Raw genomic sequence first — 19,085 nt, 5'->3', positions numbered from 1 at the left:
ATTATACGTATTAGCTAGTAGCCGCGAATATCAGGCCAATGGCGCTCCACCCCTTGGCGTTCGATGTGGGTGTGAAACTCCGCCAGGCGCTTTTCATTGGCATGGACGCCATGCGGGGTCTCGCCCCTGTCGAGGCAGTAGGCGGCCAGCATGCCGGCCACTTCGCCAATGTTCCATTCGACCGGATGCAGCCTGTAACAACCATTGGTGATATGCGTGGTGCCGATATTCTTGGATGCCGCCAGCAGGTTCGTTTTATGGCGGGGAATAAGGGCACCCAGCGGAATTTCGAAAGGGCAGGCGCCGACATCGATATAGTTATCGCCGCCTGTCGAGGGGTGAAGGTCGATGCGGTACATGCCGATACCGATACTGTCGGGGTAGTGCACCGCGCCGCGATCGCCGCGCACCGCAAGCGACAGATCCTGCTCGACCACCGTGGTCAGGGCACGAATGCGACGGCTTTCACGGATATAGGGCGCCATGGCCAGGCCATGTTCCGTGCCGGTAATGTCGCCGCGCAGACGCAGGCCCGGAAAGCCCTGACCGCCATCCGGGCGAGGCGCCTCGGTCTGCATCCAGTAGAACATGGAATAGGACAGACTAGCCGCATCGGCCAGCCGCTCGGCATATTGTTCTGGGGTAACATCAATGATCGGTGCCTCGAAATAATCGATCATCGGCCAGTTCACGAGGCAGATATCGCTGGCATAGGCACCGGGTCGAAATGTATGGCGGGCGGCAATACGGCGGAATATCCACAGGCTCATATCGCCGGCGCTGTGACGCTGGTCGGCAACGTCGCGTGTTGCGTTGTCGGCTGGGTTGGGATCGAAGAACCGGCGGCTGCGCTCCAGTGTGCGCGGATTGGGCGAGTCCCAGCTCAATAGCGGGCCGCCCCAAAATTCGGGGGCAACCTGACGCCAGTGGTCGTACCGGGCAGGTTTGTCGATGACATGATTGCCGTCAACCTGATCGATGGCGAAGCAGATAGAGACGGCTTGCTGATTGTCCGGTTGCGCCTCCGCCGGCGCGCTCGGCTCGCCGGTTTCGGATTGGGCTTCGAAACCCGTGACATAGTCAGTTGCGGTCAGCGGCAGCAGATCGCCCAATTCGGTCGCGTCGATGATATAGCGGGCCGAGCAGGAAACGAGATCGCCGGTATTGCAATGGCGTAGCGTCACGGCCCGCACGGTGTCGCCGTCGACCTCCGCTGATATCGGCTCATAGGGCTTGAGGATGGTCAGCTTGCCGCCGGCCGCGTAAGGGACAAGCATTGCCTCCATCACCGCCAGCGAAACGCGTGGTTCATGGCACAGGCGAGAGACGTTGCCGTCTCCGGGGTTGAGCGTCAGATCGGCCCGGGCTGTGTCGGTGAGCGGATAATGATCGCGGTAATATTGCCGCACACCCGTGCGCAAGGCGCGATAGCTGGCGGTGATCCCGAACTGTTCAACCCAGCTGTGTTCGTCGGGCGGTACGGCCTGGCTGGTCAGCTGGCCGCCAATCCACTCAAATGCTTCGGTCAGGATAACGCTGCGGCCATTGCGCAGGGCCCCAAGTGCCGCGGCCACGCCGCCAAGCCCGCCGCCAACCACAAGAATATCTGCATTGTATTCTCTCACGTCAGGTTCTCTTTCCTTAAGTTGGGCTTTGATTTGGGGAGCCAAGCGTTTCGCCCGCCACGATGTCGCAGCCCAGCAGTATCTGCTGTACCGGGCCGGGGGGGCTGGTGAGGGTTTCGACCAGCATGGAGGTCGCCTGCCTGCCCATCTCTTCGCGGGGGATGGCATAGGAGGTGAAGACGCGTTGCGACCGGAGCGTATGCGTGCGGGTGCCGCTGCCCAGCACCACGATGGAAAGATCGCCGGGGACGCTGACCCCCTGGGCGCGGGCCTGATTGTCGAAGACCACCGCTTCGGCCACTTCGGCAAAAAAAACGACGCTCGCTCCGCTGGCGCGAACGGCGGCCAGTTGCTCGGCCGGATCGCCATTTTCGCTTTCGTGGGAATAGACCAGCTCCGCCGCGCCCTCGATTGCGGCGAGAAAACCACGCCAGCGGTCGCTGATGGATTCCGCCGGGCCCGTCGCGCCGATAAAGGCGAAGCGGCGATGGCCCGCGGCAAGTGCCTCTCGTACAAGAGCATGCGTGGCTGTCACATAGTCCGCGCCAACATAACGCACCGGCCCGCCGGCATCGTCACGACGACCGACTGCAACATAGGGGTAGTCCCCGGCAACCAGCTGGGCCAATTCATCGCGGTCGAACTGGCTGCCCAGAATGAGGCATCCGTCAGCTAGTCGAAGCCGACCTGTTTCCCCGAAGATGCGCTTGCGGCCGTTATCGTCGCGCGCCGCAGCCGTCATCAGCAGAAGGTCGTAGCTCAGCCTCTCCGCTTCCTCCTCTATTCCCATCAGGAAAGGCGTGTAGAAATCCGCCTGCGCGATCGGAAAAGCCGGCTGATAGGTGAAAACACCCAGAATCCGATTGGCGCCTTTGACCATGCTGCGCGCGATGGGGTCCGCCACATAACCGGTATCCCGAATGGCCTTCAGCACACGCTCTCGCGTTTCAGGCGGGATACGACCCTCAGCGGATTTCGCCTCGTTGAGCACGAGCGAAACCGTCGCCTGGCTGACCCCCGCGAAGATCGCAATGTCCCGTTGCGTCAAGCGCCTAACCATCGAAGCCTCGTTTCCTGCTGGCTGCTAATTCGTATTAGCTGCTTATGCGTATAAACAGTGTTTGCGAGGGGATGTCAAGAGTGAGGTACTCCGCGAGGATGTGTTGGTTCCGGCACGGAGAATGGTGCCGCTATAGGCGGCACGCGAAATTGCAAGATGCTTGCTGAATGACTCTCGTGAGAGATGTGAAGAAAATTTTCGCTGCTTTTGGCAAACGCCGTCGGGCCTCGATCTATTGCCAAACTCTATCCCGGATACGCTCAGAAACGAGTGATGCGATCTGGAGATCACAGCTGATTTTGATTGATAATACAAAACCAGGTTGCACTTACCCGTCGCGTTGATGCTAATATTCGCACATGGGATTCGGGGTTTTCATTCATCGGTCAGATTCAATCTACGACGACAGCCCGGCGGAGCAATATCAGTTTCCGAGCCAATATCTCGGACGTGTGCAAGCCTGCGTCGGTGATTGGATCATTTATTACGAGCCGCGCAAGGTTGTAGCGACGCGTGGTTATTTTGCTGTCGCCAAAGTAGCCGAAGTCATTGCCGACCCCAAGGCTTCCGGGATGTATCTGGCTTTGATCGAGCCAGGAAGCTACCTCGACTTTGTCAATCCTGTTGCGTTCGGTGGGCAGGATGGAATTGTCGAGCGCGGGTTGCTGAATGATGAGGGCCGGATTTCCGGCCGTGCGCAGGCGGCCGTGCGCTCGATATCATCGGCAGATTTTAATCGCATCGTCTCTATTGGATTGGCGGAGCTTGAAGTGGAATTACCGCGGCTTGGTGAGCCGGAGGAAACGGGAGGCCTACTGGCGTTCGAAGACGAACCTCAGACGCCCTTCGTCTTGGAGGAAGAGCGGGAGCGTGTCACGATGCTCTCTTCGCGCCTTGTTCGAAACCGCCTGTTTCGCCGGCTGGTTTTGCAGGCTTATGACAAGAGATGCGCAATTACAGGCCTGAAGCTTATCAATGGCGGCGGGCGGGCAGAAGTTGACGCTGCGCACATATGTCCTGTCGAGGCAAATGGTCCCGACATCATAAGCAACGGTATCGCCCTTTCAGGCACGGCTCACTGGATGTTCGACCGCGGGCTGATCGGCCTGTCCGATAGCCTCGAAATTATCGTTTCCCGCCAGGCCAATGATCCGGAAAGCATTTTTCATCTGATTAACAAGTCTGGCCGGGCAATCGTGCCAGCTCGGTCATTCGAGAGGCCTCATCCACATTTCTTGCAATGGCATCGGGAGAACTGTTTTAAGGCCTAGGGCTCGGTGCGTGCAATCTGGAGGTTACTGTCCATTGCCCGTTCGGCAGGGCTAGGTCAGATATCGTAGACCTATTTGGTTCAGACCAAAGCGGTCTGCGCTACGTGGTGCCGGACCGGCAATCCATTTCATTGTCTATGTCACCGGAGTGCGCCTGCGAGCCGGATACAATTCATGAAAGCCGGAAAAGTTCCGAGACAGAGAGCGGTCTAAAAGCCGGTTGCGGGCAACAATAAATTACAAAATCTTCATTGCAGGTCACTCATTCCGAAGCTTAGATTTTATCGGGGGGAGAAATGAGAGAGCAATGTCGAACCTGGGTAGCCTCATATCCCTTTTTGTCTTCGCGATAGGCATTTTCGCCTTCTATCGATGGATGTCGGATGGCATCGGCACGGAAAACAGGAAGTCGGAATCGAGATGGTGAGTTTTTCGGTCCCGACAGATACCGCAGTATCCGAGATAAGAAACCGGGTGACAAAAATCATCGGCGAGCAGCTCGGAATAGCTGATGAGAAAATAGTCGATACAGCTAATTTCTCCGAAGATCTGAATGCCGATTCGCTTGAGGTCGTTCAGATCGTCATGGAGATCGAAGAGGAATTTGGCATCGAAATTCCCGATGCTGCCGCAGACAGTCTTTCCACTGTCGGCGATGCCATTCGCTTCATTCAGTTGGCAACGACTTAGTCCGATCTGGAAAGGGCGCGTTCGACATGGCGATTATCCATCCCTTCATGTACCTCCTTCCCGCCGTCGTCGGCGCCTATGTCCTCTATAAATTCATCCTCTATTTGCTCGGCGCCGATTAGGCGCCGGCCATCGCTTCTGTGCCTTGCGGCCCCGGTTTGCGTCGAAGCTCCCCTACGAGAAGCCGCATTCTCCATCCTACCGCATGAATTGAAATAAATTTCACATCATAAAATAAAATTCAAGCAGCATTGACGGCCGCTCGGTTTCCGGCTATCCCAATTCGCATGCAATAAATTACATCGAATAAAATTTATTGCGGACTAAGTCATTGTCCTTGGGAGGGGAATATGTTGGCTTTTCTGAAATCGACTGCTGCCGCAGGTGTTTTAGCCGTGGCGCTTGCCGCTGGTGCCGGTTCGCAGGCTGCCGCTGCGGGCAAGTTTGCCTGCGAGCCGGGCGAAACCTATGTGATGAACGTTATGGTTTCCAGCCACCCCTATTGGGTGCCGGTCTTCGAGGGATTCAAGCAGGCCGCAAAGGCGCTCGGCTGCGAGGCCGTTTTCACCGGCACCCCGGAATATGACATCACCAAGCAGATCGCATCTTTCGAGCAGGAACTGGTGAAGAAGCCGAAGGGCATCCTGCTGCACCCGATGCAGGCCGATCCCTTTATCGAACCGATCAACAAGGCGATCGGCTCCGGCGTTTCGGTGACGACTTTTGCGGCGGATTCGCCGAAGTCGAAGCGCACCGCCTATATCACCTCGGACAATGTCGCCGAGGCGAAATTCGCGGCCGATGAAATCGTCAAGAAACTCGGCGAAAAAGGTGAATATGCCGTTCTGGAAAATCCGGGGCAGAGCAATCACGATCTGCGCGTCACGGCCCTCATCGACTATATGGGGCGCACCTATCCGCAGATGAAGCTGGTCGGCCGCCAGGCGACCAATCAGGATTCGAACCTTGCCTACCAGGCCGTCGGCGCATTGTTGCAGGCCAATCCCAATCTGGGTGCCCTGTGGATTCCCGAAGCCGGTTCGGCCGAAGGCGCGACGGCCGCAGTTCTTGAGGCGAAGAAGAAGGTCCTGATCCTGCATGCGGATATCACACCGGCCACGCTGGAGCATATCAAGCAGGGCAATATCTACATGTCCATCAATCCCAATCAGGGCGTGCAGGGCTTCATGGGTTTCATGAACACGTTTCTGGGCGCCCATTCGGACCTGATCGATCCGTTCAACGACTACAAGGTTTCCGGCTTCAACCCGATGCAGGTTCCCTCGATGGACAATGGTTTCGCTGTCATTACCAAGGCGAACGCCGCTTCCTTCGATCTCAACGACTATATGAAGGGGCGCTGACGCGTCGCTCGGGACCCGGCGAGGTTTGCGCCTCGCCGGCCACAAGGGGAAGCAGGTTCGGGAGGGCGTTATGGGTGAGGTCATCCTCAGCATGACGAATATTCACAAGGCGTTCGGCCCCGTGCGGGCGCTGCGCAATGCGGCGCTTGAGTTGCGGCGTGGCGAAATCCATGCGCTGGCGGGTGAAAACGGCGCTGGCAAGTCGACGCTGATGCATATCATCGACGGCATTCTGCAGCCGGATGGCGGGGAAATCGTGCTGGATGGCAAACCGGTCAAGATTTCCTCGCCCAATGCGGCGAACCGGCTCGGCATCGGTTTCGTGCATCAGGAGATTGCGCTCTGCCCGGAGATTTCGGTCGCCGAGAACATGTTTATGTCACAGACGGGTCAGAGCCGCTCCTGGTTCATGAACTATCGCGATCTCGAAAAGCGGGCCGCAATTGTGCTGCGGGAAATCGGTGATATCGACCCCGCCCGTCGGGCCGGCGACCTGTCGATTTCGCAACAGCAGATCGTCGAAATCGCCAAGGCGCTGACACTCGATTGCCGCATCCTGATCCTCGACGAGCCGACGGCGGCTTTGACCGAAACCGAAGCGCAGACGCTTTTCAGGATCATGCACCGGCTGGCGGAACGGGGCATCGCCATCATCTATATCTCGCATCGTATGGCCGAGATTTTCGAACATTGCGACCGCATCACGGTGATGCGCGACGGCTGTCATATCAGGACGGAGAATATTGCCGATATCTCCCCCGAGGAAGTCGTCAACAGCATGGTGGGACGGGTGCTCGACAAGCTCTACCCGCCAAAGCTTTCGGACGATGAAAAATCGGACGACGTCATTCTCTCGGTTCGGGGCCTGAATGAAGGAAAGCGGGTTTTCGATGTCGATTTCGATCTGTGCCGCGGCGAAATCCTGGGACTTGCCGGGCTGATCGGTGCGGGAAGAAGCGAGATCGCCCGGGCGGTTTGCCGGCTGGAGGGGAAGCCGAGAGGCGAGGTTACGCTGCGCGGCCGGCCGCTGAAGCTCAAGGATTATCGCGACAGCATCCGCGAGGGGCTGGTCTATTTGTCCGAGGATCGCAAAGGGGACGGGCTTTTCCTCAATATGTCCATCGCCTCGAATGTCTCCGCGCTCGATATCGGCAGGGTATCGAACGGCATGGGCTTCATCGAACGGCGCAAGGAGATGAAGCGCGCCGATGAGCTGGGACGCCGACTGAAATTGCGGGCGAACAGCGTTGGCGACGCGGTATCGACCCTGAGCGGCGGCAACCAGCAGAAGGTGGCGCTGGCGAAGATGCTCTCGGTGGAGCCGGAGGTCATCTTTCTGGACGAGCCGACACGCGGGGTGGATGTGGGGGCGAAGGCGGAAATCCATCGCCAGATCAGGGAACTGGCGCGCGAGGGTGTCGGTGTGGTCGTCATATCCTCGGAATTGCCGGAACTTATCGGCGTCAGCGACCGCGTGCTGGTCGTGCGCGAGGGGCGCATCACGGGTGAGGTCGAGGGCGACGACATGACGGAGGAAAAGATCATGCAGCTCGCATCGATCAATATTGTGCATAGCCCGGAAAGGGCCTGAGGGAGCGGGAAAATGGCAACATCGGAAACACCTTCGGGCATAGCTGAGACGGCGGTTCGCCGCACCGCCTGGTGGGAGCCGGCGCTCAAGGCGCGGGAAACCGGGCTGATCGTCATCATCCTCGCGCTTTTTGCGGTGATGTCCTTCATATCTCCGTATTTCCTGACCGTGGACAATCTGCGGGCCATGGCCATGGTCTTTGCCATCGAAAGCATCGTCGTGGTGGGCATGACGATCCTGCTGATCTCTGGCGGTATCGACCTTTCGGTCGGCTCCGTCACTGCACTTGCGATGGTGGCGGCTGGCTGGCTGTTTCTCAATGGCGTCGACCCATGGGTGGCGGCGGGGCTGGCGATCTGCCTTACGACCTTGATCGGCATGGCCATGGGATTCCTGACGACGGTGATCGGTCTGCATCATTTCATCGTGTCGCTGGGCGTCATGGTGATTGCGCGCGGTGTGTGCCTGCTGGCGACGGGCGGGCGGCCGCTTGGGCTCTATTCCCTGCCGCCGGAATTCAAGTTCATCGGTCAGGGTGCGCTTGGCGGCATTCCGCTCGTGCTGATCATCTTCGCGGTGGTGGTTGTCGCTTTCGATCTGCTGCTGCGACGCACGACCGCCTTCCGCAAGGTGTTCTATACCGGCAGCAATCCGAAGGCTGCGGCCTATTCCGGTATCCGCGTCGGTCGGGTGGTGTTCGCCACCACCACGCTTTGTTCGATGTTGTGCGGTGTTGCAGGCGTTATCTATATGGCTCGTTTCGGCTCTGCCCAGCCAAGCTTCGGCGTCGGCATGGAACTCAACGTGATTGCGGCGGCGGTCATCGGCGGCGCGAGCCTTTCGGGCGGCTCGGGCACCATTCTCGGCGCGATCCTTGGGGCGATCCTTCTTTCGGTGGTTTCCAGTTCGCTTGCCTTGCTCAATGTGTCTGTCTACTGGCAGGACATCATCAGGGGCAGCATATTGCTGACTGCGGTCCTGTTCGACCACTATCTGGTCAGGCGCCGCCGTTGAACGCCCTTCGCTCGCCCGAGGGTAACTGGAGAAAGACGACCATGCTGGATATCAAGGATGATTTTGATCAACAGAGACAGATGTATTCGGTCCTGGTGCTGCATTTCATCGAGGGTGTGAAGCAGTCGGAAATCGCCGAGCGGCTCAATCTTTCCCATACCAAGGTGAACCGCATGATTGCGGCCGGCCGCAAGGCGGGCATGGTGAAGATCACCATCGCCAGTCCCTATCAGAGGTTGGTGGACCTCGAAAACGAGATTACCCGCCGTTTCGACCTCAGGCAGTCGGTGGTGACGCCGACGGTCTCCGATAATCCGGAAACCGCCTTGCAGATGGTGGGTCGGGTGGCCGCCAACCACTTGCTGGAAACCATTCGTGACGGCGATGTGATCGCGATTACCGGCGGCAAGGCGGTGAGTGCCGTTGTCGACAATCTGGAGGCGGAGCGTCGTTTCGATGTGCGGGTGGTGCCGCTGACCGGCGGCGTGCAGGGCAAGCACTATACGGATGTCAATCATCTCGCCACGCAACTGGCGGAGAAGCTCGGCGGCAGCGCATCGCTCGTTCATGCGCCGCTGTTTGCCGAGGATGAGGAACAGCGCGATCTGCTGATGAATGTCGCATCGATCCGCGAGGTCTTCGATCTGGCCCGGCAGGCGCAGGTGGCGCTGGTCGGCATCGGCTCCGTGGAGGCTCCGGGCTCCGGCTATTACGATCTTCTGCCGGATGCGGCCCGTGGCGGGCAGGCGCTGGTGGATGCGGGCATTGCCGGCGAGTTTCTCGCCCATCTCACCATGGCGGACGGGCAACTGGCGCGCATCGATCTCAACTCGCGCGTGGTGGCGCTGGACCCCGGGCAGCTTGCCCGGTGCCCGAATATCATCGGTGTGGCGGCAGGCGCCATCAAGGCCGGACCGGTCGCGGCCACGCTTGCCGGCCGCTATCTGACCTCGCTCGTCGTGGACGAGGCGATAGCCGGCTATTTACTGGATCATGAAGGAGGGGAAACCGCGTGACGGACAATGCAATATTGACCCGGACGATCGGCAGACGCGGCATCGACGCATCCGCCGTGGGGCTTGGCACCTGGGCCATCGGCGGCTGGATGTGGGGCGGCACCGACGAGCGGCAATCCATCGCCGCCATCCAGGCCTCCATCGATGCGGGTATTTCACTCATCGACACCGCACCGGCCTATGGCATGGGGCTTGCGGAAACCATCGTTGGCAAGGCAATAGCCGGCAGGCGCGAGAAGGTGGTGCTGGTCACCAAATGCGGGCTGGTCTGGCATGTGAATGAGGGTGCCTATTTCTTCCATCAGGATGGCAAGCCCGTTCACCGTTACCTCGGCGCCGCTTCCATCCGGCATGAGGTCGAAGAGAGCCTGAAACGGCTCGGAACCGACTATATCGATCATTACGTGACCCATTGGCAGGACGCCACGACGCCGATTGCCGAAACGGTCGGGGCTTTGGTGCGGCTGAAGGAGGAGGGGAAGATCCGCTCCATCGGGGCAAGCAACGTCTCGCCCGGCGATCTCGAAGCCTATATCGCCACCGGCGCGCTGGATGCCATTCAGGAAGAATATTCCATGGTGAAGCGCGATATCGAGACGACGCTGCTGCCGCTTTGCCGAAAGAGTGATGTCTCGGTCCTCAGCTATTCGTCGCTGGCGCTCGGTCTCCTCTCGGGCAAGGTCGGGCCTGAACGGGTCTTTGCGGAAGACGACCAGCGCCACGGCAATCCGCGTTTCAGCCAGGCGAACCGTCAGAAGATTGCGCGGTTGATGGGCGTGCTGGAACCGGTGGCGGCTGCCCACCGGGCTTCGGTCGCGCAGGTGGTGATCGCCTGGACGATTGCCCAGCCGGGCATAACATTCTCGCTGTGCGGCGCGCGCGATCCGGCTCAGGCGGTCGAAAACGCCGCGGCCGCACGTCTTCGCCTCACGGAGAGTGAGCTGGCGCTCATCAGCGCCGGTGTCGCGGAGCATCTTATGGGGCTCGATACCTGATTATGTAGGCTGAGACGGGACTTCAGGCGAACAGCGCATCATTTTCGTCCCGTCTCTCACGTCGCTTTAAACGGTCAACAACATTGGGACGCTGGTCATCAGCCGGCGAACGGTATTTCTATGCCCAGTTTTCGCGAGGACGCTCTGCGCCGTATCCGGCTCGATGGTGATTTCGATGCCGTCGTTATCGGCGGCGGCATCAACGGAATTGCCGCCTATCGCGATCTCGCCTTGCAGGGGCTGCGGGTGCTGCTGGTGGAGCGCAACGATTTCTCCTCCGGTTGCAGCGCCGCACCCTCGCGCATGATCCATGGCGGCCTGCGTTATCTCGAAAACGGTGAATTCGGCCTCGTGGCAGAATCGTTGCGGGAGCGGGATGCGCTTCTCAGGCTTGCGCCGCATATGGTTCATCCTCTGCCGACCACGATCCCGATTTTTTCGACTTTCAGCGGCCTGTTCAATGCCGCAGCAACCTTTGCCGGTTCTGGCGGAAAACCCGCAAGCCGGGGCGCTCTCGCCATCAAGGCGGGTCTGATGCTCTATGATTTCGTCACCCGCAAAAACCGTATCCTGCCCCGTCATGCGTTTCGCGGTGCGTCCGGGACTTTGCAGCATTGGCCGGATTTGACGCCGGAGATCAGATATTCGGCCACCTATTACGATGCGTGGATCAGCCAGCCCGAACGGCTTGCACTGGAGCTTCTGATCGACACCCGTGCCGATGCGCCGCAAAGCGTTGCGCTCAACTATGCGGAGCTTGTCCGTCTCGGCGACGAGTATCGTCTTCGGCTGGAGGGCATGGATGAAGCCCTGCCTATCCGCCCAAGGATCATTGTTAATGCGACCGGCGCCTGGATCGACGAGACGATTGGCGCTCTGGCTGCAGCCCCGGCGGCGGAGATAGTAAAACCGACCGTCTCCGGAACCAAGGGATCGCATCTGATCATCGCTAACGAGGCGCTTTTGAAGGCCCTGAATGGCCATATGATCTTCTTCGAGAATGACGACAATCGCGTCTGTATCCTCTTTCCCTATCTCGGCCGGGTTCTCGCAGGTTCGACCGATATCAAGGTGGATCGCCCCGAGCGGGTGCGCTGCGAGCCCGAGGAACGGGATTATATTCTGGACGCGATCCGGCAGGTCTTTCCGCAGATTGCCATTACCCATTCCGACATCGTTTTCAGTTTCAGCGGCATACGTCCGCTGCCGCGCAGCGATGCCGCCTTTACCGGAAGAATTTCCCGAAGCCATTTCATCCATCGCGTTGCGGGCGATCCGCCGCAGCTCTGCATGATCGGCGGCAAGTGGACCACTTTCAGGGCTTTTGGCGAACAGGTGACCGACGAGGTTCTGGCCTTTCTTGGACGCCGACGGCTGACCGGCACCCTGGACCGCCCGATCGGCGGCGGCAGGAATTTTCCAACCGGTGCCAGCAGCCTGCCCGCCTTGCTGTCGGAGGAATTTTCGATTGCCGGAGAGCGGGCGGAGCATCTGGCTCTGGCTTACGGCTCCCGTGCCTTCGATCTGATGGGCTTTTGCCGGGGCCGTGCGGATGATGTGCGGCTTTCGGAAAAATCGCCGATCACGGCCGCGGAGGTGGTCTGGCTGATCCGCTTCGAACACGTGCGCCACCTGACCGATCTCGCCCTGCGGCGCACGACGCTCGCCATCACCGGCGTCATCGATGCCGATCTGATCGACGCGATCCTCGCCGTTGCGGCCCGCGAGCTTGGCTGGCCGGCCACCCAGGCGGCGGCGGAACGCCAGCGGCTTATCCATGAGCTGGAGACTTTTTATGGGGTCACGCCGGCAATGCTTCAACACAGATGCAAGGAGAATGCATGATGATGCGGATTTCGAAAAAGGTGCGCATGAACCGGCTGTTCCGCAATGGCGGCTGCCTGGATGTGGCCATCGATCACGGGGTTTGCAACGAGCCGAGCTTCCTTGTCGGGCTGGAGGATATGGCGCAGACCGTGGACAGGCTGGTCGAGGCCGGTCCCGATGCCATACAGATGGCCTATGGGCAGGCGGATCTGCTGCAGCAGAGGCCGGAGCGCGACAAGCCGGCCCTCGTCATGCGTATCGACATGGGTAACCCTTACAATTCCACGCGCCACAGAACCATGTGGTCGCAGCTCCAGAACCATCAGGACCCGATCATCGGTGCGCTGGAAATGGACGCCGCCTGCGTCGTCGTGAACCTGTTCATGCTGCCGGATGAGCCGGAGCTGTTTCGTCAATGCGTCGAAAACATCAGCCGCGTGCGGGCAGATTGCCATCGTTTCGGTATGCCGCTGATGATCGAGCCGCTGGTGATGCTGCCGAATGATGTGCGCGGCGGTTATCAGGTGGATGGCGACGCCGAAAAGATCGTCACGCTGGTGCGTCTTGCCTCGGAAATGGGAGCCGATATCATCAAGGCCGATCCGACCAGCGATCCGCATGATTTTCACAAGGTGATCGAAGCCGCGCGGTGCCCGGTGCTGGTGCGGGGCGGGGGGCGTGAGGATTTGCGTAACGTGCTTACGAAATCGGCGGCTCTGGTGGCCGAAGGTGCGAACGGGATGGTCTATGGGCGCAATATCTACCAGCACGACAATCCCAAGGCCGTCGTTGCGGCGTTGATGGCCATCATCCATCAGGGTGCGGGTGGCGAGGAAGCATGGGATATCTATAATCGTGGCTGATAAAAATCACATATTGGGTCTCGATGTCGGCAACACGGTCATCAAGGCCGTGCTGTTCGACACGGAAGGCCGGCAGGTTGCGCAACACGCCATCGACGGACAGTCGACATTCCCGCAGCCCGGCTATGTCGAGCGCGATCTCGAGGAATTGTGGCGGAACGGCTGCGAGGCGATCCGCCAGCTTCTGGTGAAATCATCTGTCGATCCCCGCAGCATTCTGGCCGTGGGCTGCGCCGGCCACGGCAATGGCCTCTACCTTCTGGACAAGGACCGGCAGCCCCTGATCGGCATTCAGTCGCTCGACAGCCGCGCTGCCGACGTGGCGGCCGAGCTTGACCGGAAAAGCGGTGCGTTATTGCAGGCCCGTTGCCTGCAACGGCCATGGCCCGCGCAGACACCCAGCCTACTGGCCTGGGTGAAGCGACATGCCCCCGATCTCTATGCCCGGACCGGTACGGTCCTGTTCTGCAAGGATTTCGTCAATTTCCGCCTGACGGGGTGCCTTGCCAATGATATTTCCGATCTCAGCGGCGCGGGGCTGCTTGCCTTGCCGGAAGCGCGGCTCGACCGCGAGCTTCTGTCACTTTACGATCTTGAGGACGCGTTCGCGTTTTTCCCCCGTCACGTGGAATCGGCTGACATCGTCGGCCATGTGACGGGCGAGGCTGCGGCTGTGACGGGGCTTTCCGAAGGCACACCCGTGATCGGCGGTTTCTTCGATGTCGTCTCCAGCGCCATGGGGTCGGGGGTCATCAATGCCGGGGAAGCTTCCATCATCGCCGGCACCTGGAGCATCAACCAGGTTTTCGCGGACAAGCCGGTCATCAGTCCCGATGTCTTCATGGTGACCACCTTCGGCCGTGACCGCTATGTCAATATCGAATCCAGCGCCACCTCCGCCGCCAACCTCGAATGGTACGTGCACCGTGTTCGCGGCGACCATGGCGACCACGCCTTCGAGCGTTGCAACGAATTGGTCGGCTCCGTCACACCCCGCGCCGACGATCCGTTCTTTCACCCGTTCATTTTCGGCTCGCGGCTGGGTGCGGAATTCCGTGGCGGCTTTTATGGCCTCGCGGGATGGCACGGCGAAGGCCATATGTTGCGGGCCCTGTTCGAAGGGGTGTGTTTCGAACATCGCCGCCATATCGGCGTTCTGCGCGAAGCGGGACTGCCGGTGGAAAGCGCCGTGATGTCCGGCGGCGGTTCCCGCAGCCAGCATTGGCCGCAGATCATGGCGGATGTTCTGGAAATTCCGCTACGTGTCGCGGAGGCCCGCGAGACGGGCGCGCTCGGTGCGGCCATTGGCGCGGCCGTGGCGATTGGGCTTTATCCTGATTATGAGGAGGCGGTTGCGGCGATGACACGGGTTGCGAATGCTTACCGGCCGGATGCTGCGCAAGTCTCGCATTATGGGCGGCGCTACGGTCTCTATGCAGAATTGACCGCGCAGTTGCGTGGCTTCTGGAGCGCTTTGCGGTTACCGCAATAGTCTCCGGTTTCTGCAGGGCGCAATCGCGCGCCCGCATCAATCAGAGCCCCTGCGCAGAGAGAAAGTATCTGTGCAGGGGGTGAGGATATCGCGCAATAGTTTGTATATACTTTAATATTTCAACTTTATAAAGTATTGATGTTTGTTTATGACGCTTGAAAAATAGAATTGAAAGTAAATTTTAAACATAACTTCTTAAGCTCACCCTCCAGCCCGGTCGCCAACAGTTGCGCACGCACCCGTAACTCTCGCCACCGTCGCAACATAGTTTTGGGGGGATGGGATATGCTTTTTAAATCGACAACGGGTCGGAATATTTTTGCGGTCGCCGCATGCGGCGTCTTTGCGACGATCGCGGCCTCGGCCATGCTGTTTTATCGGTCCATTGAGGATACCAGGGCCAACAATCTCGAGCGTATGCGGCAGATCGCCCATAGCGAAGCCCTGGCGACCGAAAAGAATATCGGCGGCACGATCCATATCGTCAACAGCCTCGCCTCGGTTCTGGAATCGATGAAACAGTCAGGCAATGCCGACCGGGGTAAGGCCGATCAGATCATTCACCAGATGTTGGCCAACAACCCCGACATCCTTGGCCTCTGGACCGGATGGGAGCCAAACGCGTTTGACGGCAAGGATGCGGATTTCGCCAACAGGGAAGGGCATGACGCGACCGGCCGGTACATACCCTATTGGGTGCGCAGCGGCGGCAAAATAGGCAATACCGCTTTGACGGACTATGCCACCGCAGGTCCGGGCGACTATTATCAATTGCCCTTCACCCTGAAGAAAACGGTCGTCGTCGAGCCCTATTCCTATGCAATCGACGGCAAGGAAGTCCTGATTACCTCGATTGCCAAGCCGGTTATGGTCGATGGCAAACCTCAGGGGGTCGCCGGCCTCGACCTGTCGCTCGATGAAACAAGCAAGGCGCTTTCGGCGGTGCGGCCCATGGGAACGGGTTTCGTCAGTCTGGTCAGCGGCGGCGGCAAGATCATCAGTCATCCGGATGCGGCGATCATGGGAAAAAGCCTCGCGGACGGCGGTGCGCAGACCGCCGGTTGGGACCAGCTGATTGCAAATCCCGGTGCTGAGCGCGAGATCACCGCACAGGATGGAACGGCGTCCTTCGCCATCGCCTTGCCCGTCATGCTCACCCGGGACATGAAATGGTACGCAATCATCTCGGTGCCGGAAGAAACGGTGTTTGCGCAGCTGCATGCCATGATGCGTGACGCCGCTTTGACCATCGTGACGGCCACCGTGCTGCTGGCGCTGGCGGGATGGTTCATCGCGCGGCGGTTCATCGGGCGCATCGCAAACATCATCGATGAGACCGCCAAGATTGCACAGGGAAATCTTCATCTGACACTGAAGGATATCGGAACAAGGGACGAAATTGGCGATCTTGCCCGCTCTCTCGATGTTCTGCGCGAAAACAATCGGCAGAAGGCCTCGCTGGAACAGGAGGCCGAGACCAACCGCACGCTTGGCGAAGAAGAGCGCGCAGCCCGGGAACGCAGGGCCGCCGATGAGGCGGGCAGCATCCGTTTTGCCGTCGACAGCCTGGCTTATGCGCTGGCGAAGCTCGCTGACGGCGACCTGTCCTGCCGTATCGACAATCCCTTTGTCGAGCAGCTCGACGCGGTGCGTGGCGATTTCAACGGCTCGGCCGGGAAATTGCAGGACGCGCTTCTGCGGGTATCGGAAAACGCCTCCGGCATCGACGCCGGCGCCAATGAAATCAAGTCGGCGTCCGATGATCTGGCGCGGCGAACGGAGCAGCAGGCGGCGGCCGTTGAAGAAACCGCTGCGGCCCTTGAAGAGATTACGACAACGGTAAAAGACGCCGCGAACCGTGCACATGAGGCGGGCCGGCTGGTTTCCCGCACGCGCATCGGCGCGGAACGGTCGGGTGAGGTCGTGCGTCAGGCCGTGATGGCGATGGAGCGGATCGAGAAATCGTCGAACGAAATTTCCAGCATCATCGGCGTGATCGATGAGATCGCCTTCCAGACGAATTTGCTGGCGCTGAATGCCGGGGTGGAAGCGGCGCGTGCCGGTGAGGCGGGCAAGGGTTTTGCCGTGGTGGCGCAGGAAGTGCGCGAGCTTGCCCAACGCTCCGCCGCTGCGGCGAAGGAAATCAAGTCGCTGATCACCAAGTCGAACCAGCAGGTCGAAGAGGGCGTACATCTTGTCGGCGATACCGGCAAGGCGCTCGATGTCATCGTTGCCGAAGTGCAGGAAATCAACCAGCACGTCGCCGCGATCGTGGAATCCGCGCAGGAACAGTCATCCGGCCTCCAGCAGATCAACGTCGCCGTCAACCAGATGGATCAGGACACGCAGAAAAATGCCGCGATGGTCGAGGAGATGACCGCCGCTAGCCACACGCTGGCAACGGAGGTCGATGCGCTGAACCGGCTGCTCGGCCAGTTCGAACTCGGTCAGGGAACAGGTGTCCATCGGGGGTCTCTGAAGGCCGCCTGACTGGGCTACCTGAGCGGCCGTGTCCATCAGCTCCGATGGGCACGGCGGGGAAATGGAAGATGGACTTTGTCTGCAAATTGAGCATCTTATTCCTGCAAGCAGTAATGGGATGATCAACAGCAGATGGATATCAGGCGCCTGAAATCGTTTATCACGATTGTCGACATGGGTAGCATAACAAGAGCGGCCGATGTGCTGCATATTGCCCAGCCGGCGCTCAGCCAGCAGCTGGCAAGCATCGAGGAGCATTTCCGCCAGAAACTTTTGACCCGAAGCCAGCAGGGCGTTGTCATGACCGATGCCGGCAAGGTCGTCTACAGGCATGCGCAGGTCATTTTGCGGCAGATGGAGCAGGCGCAGGCGGAGGCGCTGGAAGCGGGCGCTGTGCTTTCCGGCAAGGTATCCGTGGGCCTTGCGCCCTTCAGCAGCGCCGCCACGCTTTCGCTGCGTCTGATGGAGGAAACCAAGCGGCTTCATCCCGGCATTCTGCTGCATATCACGGAAAGCGTCAGCCAGCCCTATAGCCAGATGATCATGAATGGCCGTCTGGAAATGGGTTTGATCCACGGCGTCGGGCCGATCCGGGGTGTCAAGTTCACGCCGCTGTTGCGTGAGGAATTCGTTCTGGTCGTACATCGCAGCTTCGGCGTGGAACCGGGCGATGCGCCGATCACGGTCGCCGATCTGGCGTTTTTACCCTTCCTTCTGCCGCCGACCTATAATTTCGTGCGCCGCGCCATCAATCTCGCCTTCACCCGCAGCCGCAAGGACCTGATCGTGATGGCGGAGCTGGAATCGGTAAGGACCATCGCGCGCGGCGTGGATGCCGGGCTTGGCGCGACCATAACGCCCAAGGCCATCGCCAACCGTATCGTGGCGGAATCCAATGAGGACATCGTCGTCAGGCAGATCGCCAGCCCGATGATTGAGGAAACCTTGTCCTTCTGCGTATCGGACAATACGCCGCTCTCCGAGCCTGCGCTTGCCGTGAAGGAGATATTGCTGCAACTGGCGGAGACCCTGAAATAAAAGGGTCAGGCCGGTTTAAAGCCACGCGCGGCGCAGTCCTTCTGTACCGCGCGTGAGAAAGATCAAAGCATTGCTTCCTTGCGGCAGTTTACCAGCAATTCTGCCACCGAAAGGTTGTTCGGCAGGCGGAGCAGGGTTTCCACCATTTCGGCGAGATCGTCCGGCTGGGTCATATCCTCGCGGCTGACTTCCGTTTCGCCAACGGTCATATCGGTTGCGATATAGCCGGGGCAAAGCGCGGTGGCGCGCACGCCGCTGTCCCACAATTCCTGCCGGATACCATGGGTGAGGGCGACGACGGCGAATTTCGTCATCGCATAACCGACATTGGAGCCTACACGGCGTCCCGCCAGCGAGGCGACATTGATGACCCTGCCCTGTCCGGTTTTTACGAGATGGGGAATGGCAGCGCGCGTGACCCTCAGCGGACCCTTGACGTTGATGCGCCACATCTGGTCGAGGCTTTCTTCACCCGCGTCCATGACCCGGACTTTGGGGTTGATGCCGGCGCAATTCACCAGCCCGTCGATCCGGCCATATCTGGCGGCAACGGCCTCAACCCAGGCCTCCGCCGAGCCAGCCTCTTCCGCATCGTAGCGATCGGCCGAAAGCCGGTCCTTCACCGCCACGGCGGCCGGATTTCTCGCTCCCGCCGCGACGGTGAAACCGGCGTCGTGAAGCCTTTTGACGATCGCAAGGCCAAGGCCCCGCGATGCGCCGGAAACCATGATGACACGGCCACTTCCTCCCAACATGCT

The 19,085-nt window shown here is 59.8% G+C and carries 15 protein-coding genes; 12 read left to right on the top strand and 3 right to left on the bottom strand.

Annotated features, from left to right (window positions below; all coding sequences use genetic code 11):
- Window positions 1-14: 14 nt before the first annotated feature.
- Entirely contained in the window at window positions 15-1,625 is a 1,611-nt protein-coding gene (locus tag FGF54_RS19885) for an FAD-dependent oxidoreductase (RefSeq protein WP_142780874.1), read from the bottom strand.
- Between the two features lie 16 nt (window positions 1,626-1,641).
- Entirely contained in the window at window positions 1,642-2,685 is a 1,044-nt protein-coding gene (locus FGF54_RS19880; RefSeq protein ID WP_142780873.1) for a LacI family DNA-binding transcriptional regulator, read from the bottom strand.
- Between the two features lie 359 nt (window positions 2,686-3,044).
- Between FGF54_RS19880 and FGF54_RS19875 the strand changes: the two genes are divergently transcribed.
- The 12 genes from FGF54_RS19875 to FGF54_RS19820 all read left to right on the top strand — a co-directional run bounded on the left by FGF54_RS19875 (window position 3,045) and on the right by FGF54_RS19820 (window position 18,327).
- A complete protein-coding gene (locus tag FGF54_RS19875; RefSeq protein WP_142780872.1) occupies window positions 3,045-3,956 on the top strand; it encodes an HNH endonuclease in 912 nt (303 codons plus the stop codon).
- A gap of 420 nt (window positions 3,957-4,376) precedes the next feature.
- Window positions 4,377-4,646: an acyl carrier protein gene (locus tag FGF54_RS19870; protein ID WP_142780871.1), complete on the top strand. Its 270-nt coding sequence runs from the start codon at window positions 4,377-4,379 to the stop codon at window positions 4,644-4,646.
- Between the two features lie 350 nt (window positions 4,647-4,996).
- A complete protein-coding gene (locus FGF54_RS19865) occupies window positions 4,997-6,010 on the top strand; it encodes a substrate-binding domain-containing protein (protein WP_142780870.1) in 1,014 nt (337 codons plus the stop codon).
- A gap of 70 nt (window positions 6,011-6,080) precedes the next feature.
- Window positions 6,081-7,601, top strand: coding sequence for a sugar ABC transporter ATP-binding protein (locus FGF54_RS19860; RefSeq protein WP_142780869.1), 1,521 nt, complete (start codon window positions 6,081-6,083; stop codon window positions 7,599-7,601).
- 12 nt (window positions 7,602-7,613) lie between these two features.
- Entirely contained in the window at window positions 7,614-8,615 is a 1,002-nt protein-coding gene (locus tag FGF54_RS19855; protein WP_035264951.1) for an ABC transporter permease, read from the top strand.
- A gap of 41 nt (window positions 8,616-8,656) precedes the next feature.
- The gene (locus tag FGF54_RS19850) at window positions 8,657-9,631 is read left to right on the top strand and encodes a sugar-binding transcriptional regulator (protein WP_168208194.1); all 975 of its coding nucleotides are present in this window, start codon (window positions 8,657-8,659) and stop codon (window positions 9,629-9,631) included.
- Window positions 9,628-10,626, top strand: coding sequence for an aldo/keto reductase (locus tag FGF54_RS19845; protein ID WP_142780868.1), 999 nt, complete (start codon window positions 9,628-9,630; stop codon window positions 10,624-10,626). The genes FGF54_RS19850 and FGF54_RS19845 overlap by 4 nt, the downstream gene beginning before the upstream one ends.
- Window positions 10,627-10,746: 120 nt before the next feature.
- On the top strand, window positions 10,747-12,471 hold the full coding sequence (locus FGF54_RS19840; protein WP_142780867.1) for a glycerol-3-phosphate dehydrogenase/oxidase: 1,725 nt from the start codon (window positions 10,747-10,749) through the stop codon (window positions 12,469-12,471).
- Between the two features lie 2 nt (window positions 12,472-12,473).
- Window positions 12,474-13,316: a class I fructose-bisphosphate aldolase gene (locus FGF54_RS19835; protein WP_142781582.1), complete on the top strand. Its 843-nt coding sequence runs from the start codon at window positions 12,474-12,476 to the stop codon at window positions 13,314-13,316.
- Window positions 13,309-14,808 carry an FGGY-family carbohydrate kinase gene (locus tag FGF54_RS19830; RefSeq protein WP_168208193.1) on the top strand — a complete coding sequence of 500 codons (1,500 nt, stop codon included), beginning with the start codon at window positions 13,309-13,311 and terminating at the stop codon, window positions 14,806-14,808. Before FGF54_RS19835 ends, FGF54_RS19830 begins: the two co-directional genes overlap by 8 nt.
- Before the next feature lie 285 nt (window positions 14,809-15,093).
- On the top strand, window positions 15,094-17,298 hold the full coding sequence (locus tag FGF54_RS19825; RefSeq protein ID WP_142780866.1) for a methyl-accepting chemotaxis protein: 2,205 nt from the start codon (window positions 15,094-15,096) through the stop codon (window positions 17,296-17,298).
- 123 nt (window positions 17,299-17,421) lie between these two features.
- Window positions 17,422-18,327, top strand: coding sequence for a LysR substrate-binding domain-containing protein (locus tag FGF54_RS19820; protein ID WP_142780865.1), 906 nt, complete (start codon window positions 17,422-17,424; stop codon window positions 18,325-18,327).
- 62 nt (window positions 18,328-18,389) lie between these two features.
- Here the strand turns inward: FGF54_RS19820 and FGF54_RS19815 are convergent, their stop codons facing one another.
- Window positions 18,390-19,082 carry an SDR family NAD(P)-dependent oxidoreductase gene (locus FGF54_RS19815; protein ID WP_142780864.1) on the bottom strand — a complete coding sequence of 231 codons (693 nt, stop codon included), beginning with the start codon at window positions 19,080-19,082 and terminating at the stop codon, window positions 18,390-18,392.
- Window positions 19,083-19,085: the final 3 nt, after the last annotated feature.

The organism is Agrobacterium sp. T29 (assembly GCF_006970545.1).
GTDB classification, from domain to species: Bacteria; Pseudomonadota; Alphaproteobacteria; order Rhizobiales; family Rhizobiaceae; genus Agrobacterium; species Agrobacterium leguminum.
The sequence above is the reverse complement of the archived record's forward strand: the minus strand, read 5'-3'. Positions and strand labels throughout refer to the sequence as shown.

Excerpts from the sequence above, each read along its gene's own strand:
- FGF54_RS19880 (WP_142780873.1), bottom strand. The coding sequence starts at position 2,685 with ATGGTTAGGCGCTTGACGCAACGGGACATTGCGATCTTCGCGGGGGTC.
- FGF54_RS19875 (WP_142780872.1), top strand. The coding sequence starts at position 3,045 with ATGGGATTCGGGGTTTTCATTCATCGGTCAGATTCAATCTACGACGAC.
- FGF54_RS19870 (WP_142780871.1), top strand. The coding sequence starts at position 4,377 with ATGGTGAGTTTTTCGGTCCCGACAGATACCGCAGTATCCGAGATAAGA.
- FGF54_RS19865 (WP_142780870.1), top strand. The coding sequence starts at position 4,997 with ATGTTGGCTTTTCTGAAATCGACTGCTGCCGCAGGTGTTTTAGCCGTG.
- FGF54_RS19860 (WP_142780869.1), top strand. The coding sequence starts at position 6,081 with ATGGGTGAGGTCATCCTCAGCATGACGAATATTCACAAGGCGTTCGGC.
- FGF54_RS19855 (WP_035264951.1), top strand. The coding sequence starts at position 7,614 with ATGGCAACATCGGAAACACCTTCGGGCATAGCTGAGACGGCGGTTCGC.
- FGF54_RS19850 (WP_168208194.1), top strand. The coding sequence starts at position 8,657 with ATGCTGGATATCAAGGATGATTTTGATCAACAGAGACAGATGTATTCG.
- FGF54_RS19840 (WP_142780867.1), top strand. The coding sequence starts at position 10,747 with ATGCCCAGTTTTCGCGAGGACGCTCTGCGCCGTATCCGGCTCGATGGT.
- FGF54_RS19835 (WP_142781582.1), top strand. The coding sequence starts at position 12,474 with ATGCGGATTTCGAAAAAGGTGCGCATGAACCGGCTGTTCCGCAATGGC.
- FGF54_RS19825 (WP_142780866.1), top strand. The coding sequence starts at position 15,094 with ATGCTTTTTAAATCGACAACGGGTCGGAATATTTTTGCGGTCGCCGCA.
- FGF54_RS19820 (WP_142780865.1), top strand. The coding sequence starts at position 17,422 with ATGGATATCAGGCGCCTGAAATCGTTTATCACGATTGTCGACATGGGT.
- FGF54_RS19815 (WP_142780864.1), bottom strand. The coding sequence starts at position 19,082 with ATGTTGGGAGGAAGTGGCCGTGTCATCATGGTTTCCGGCGCATCGCGG.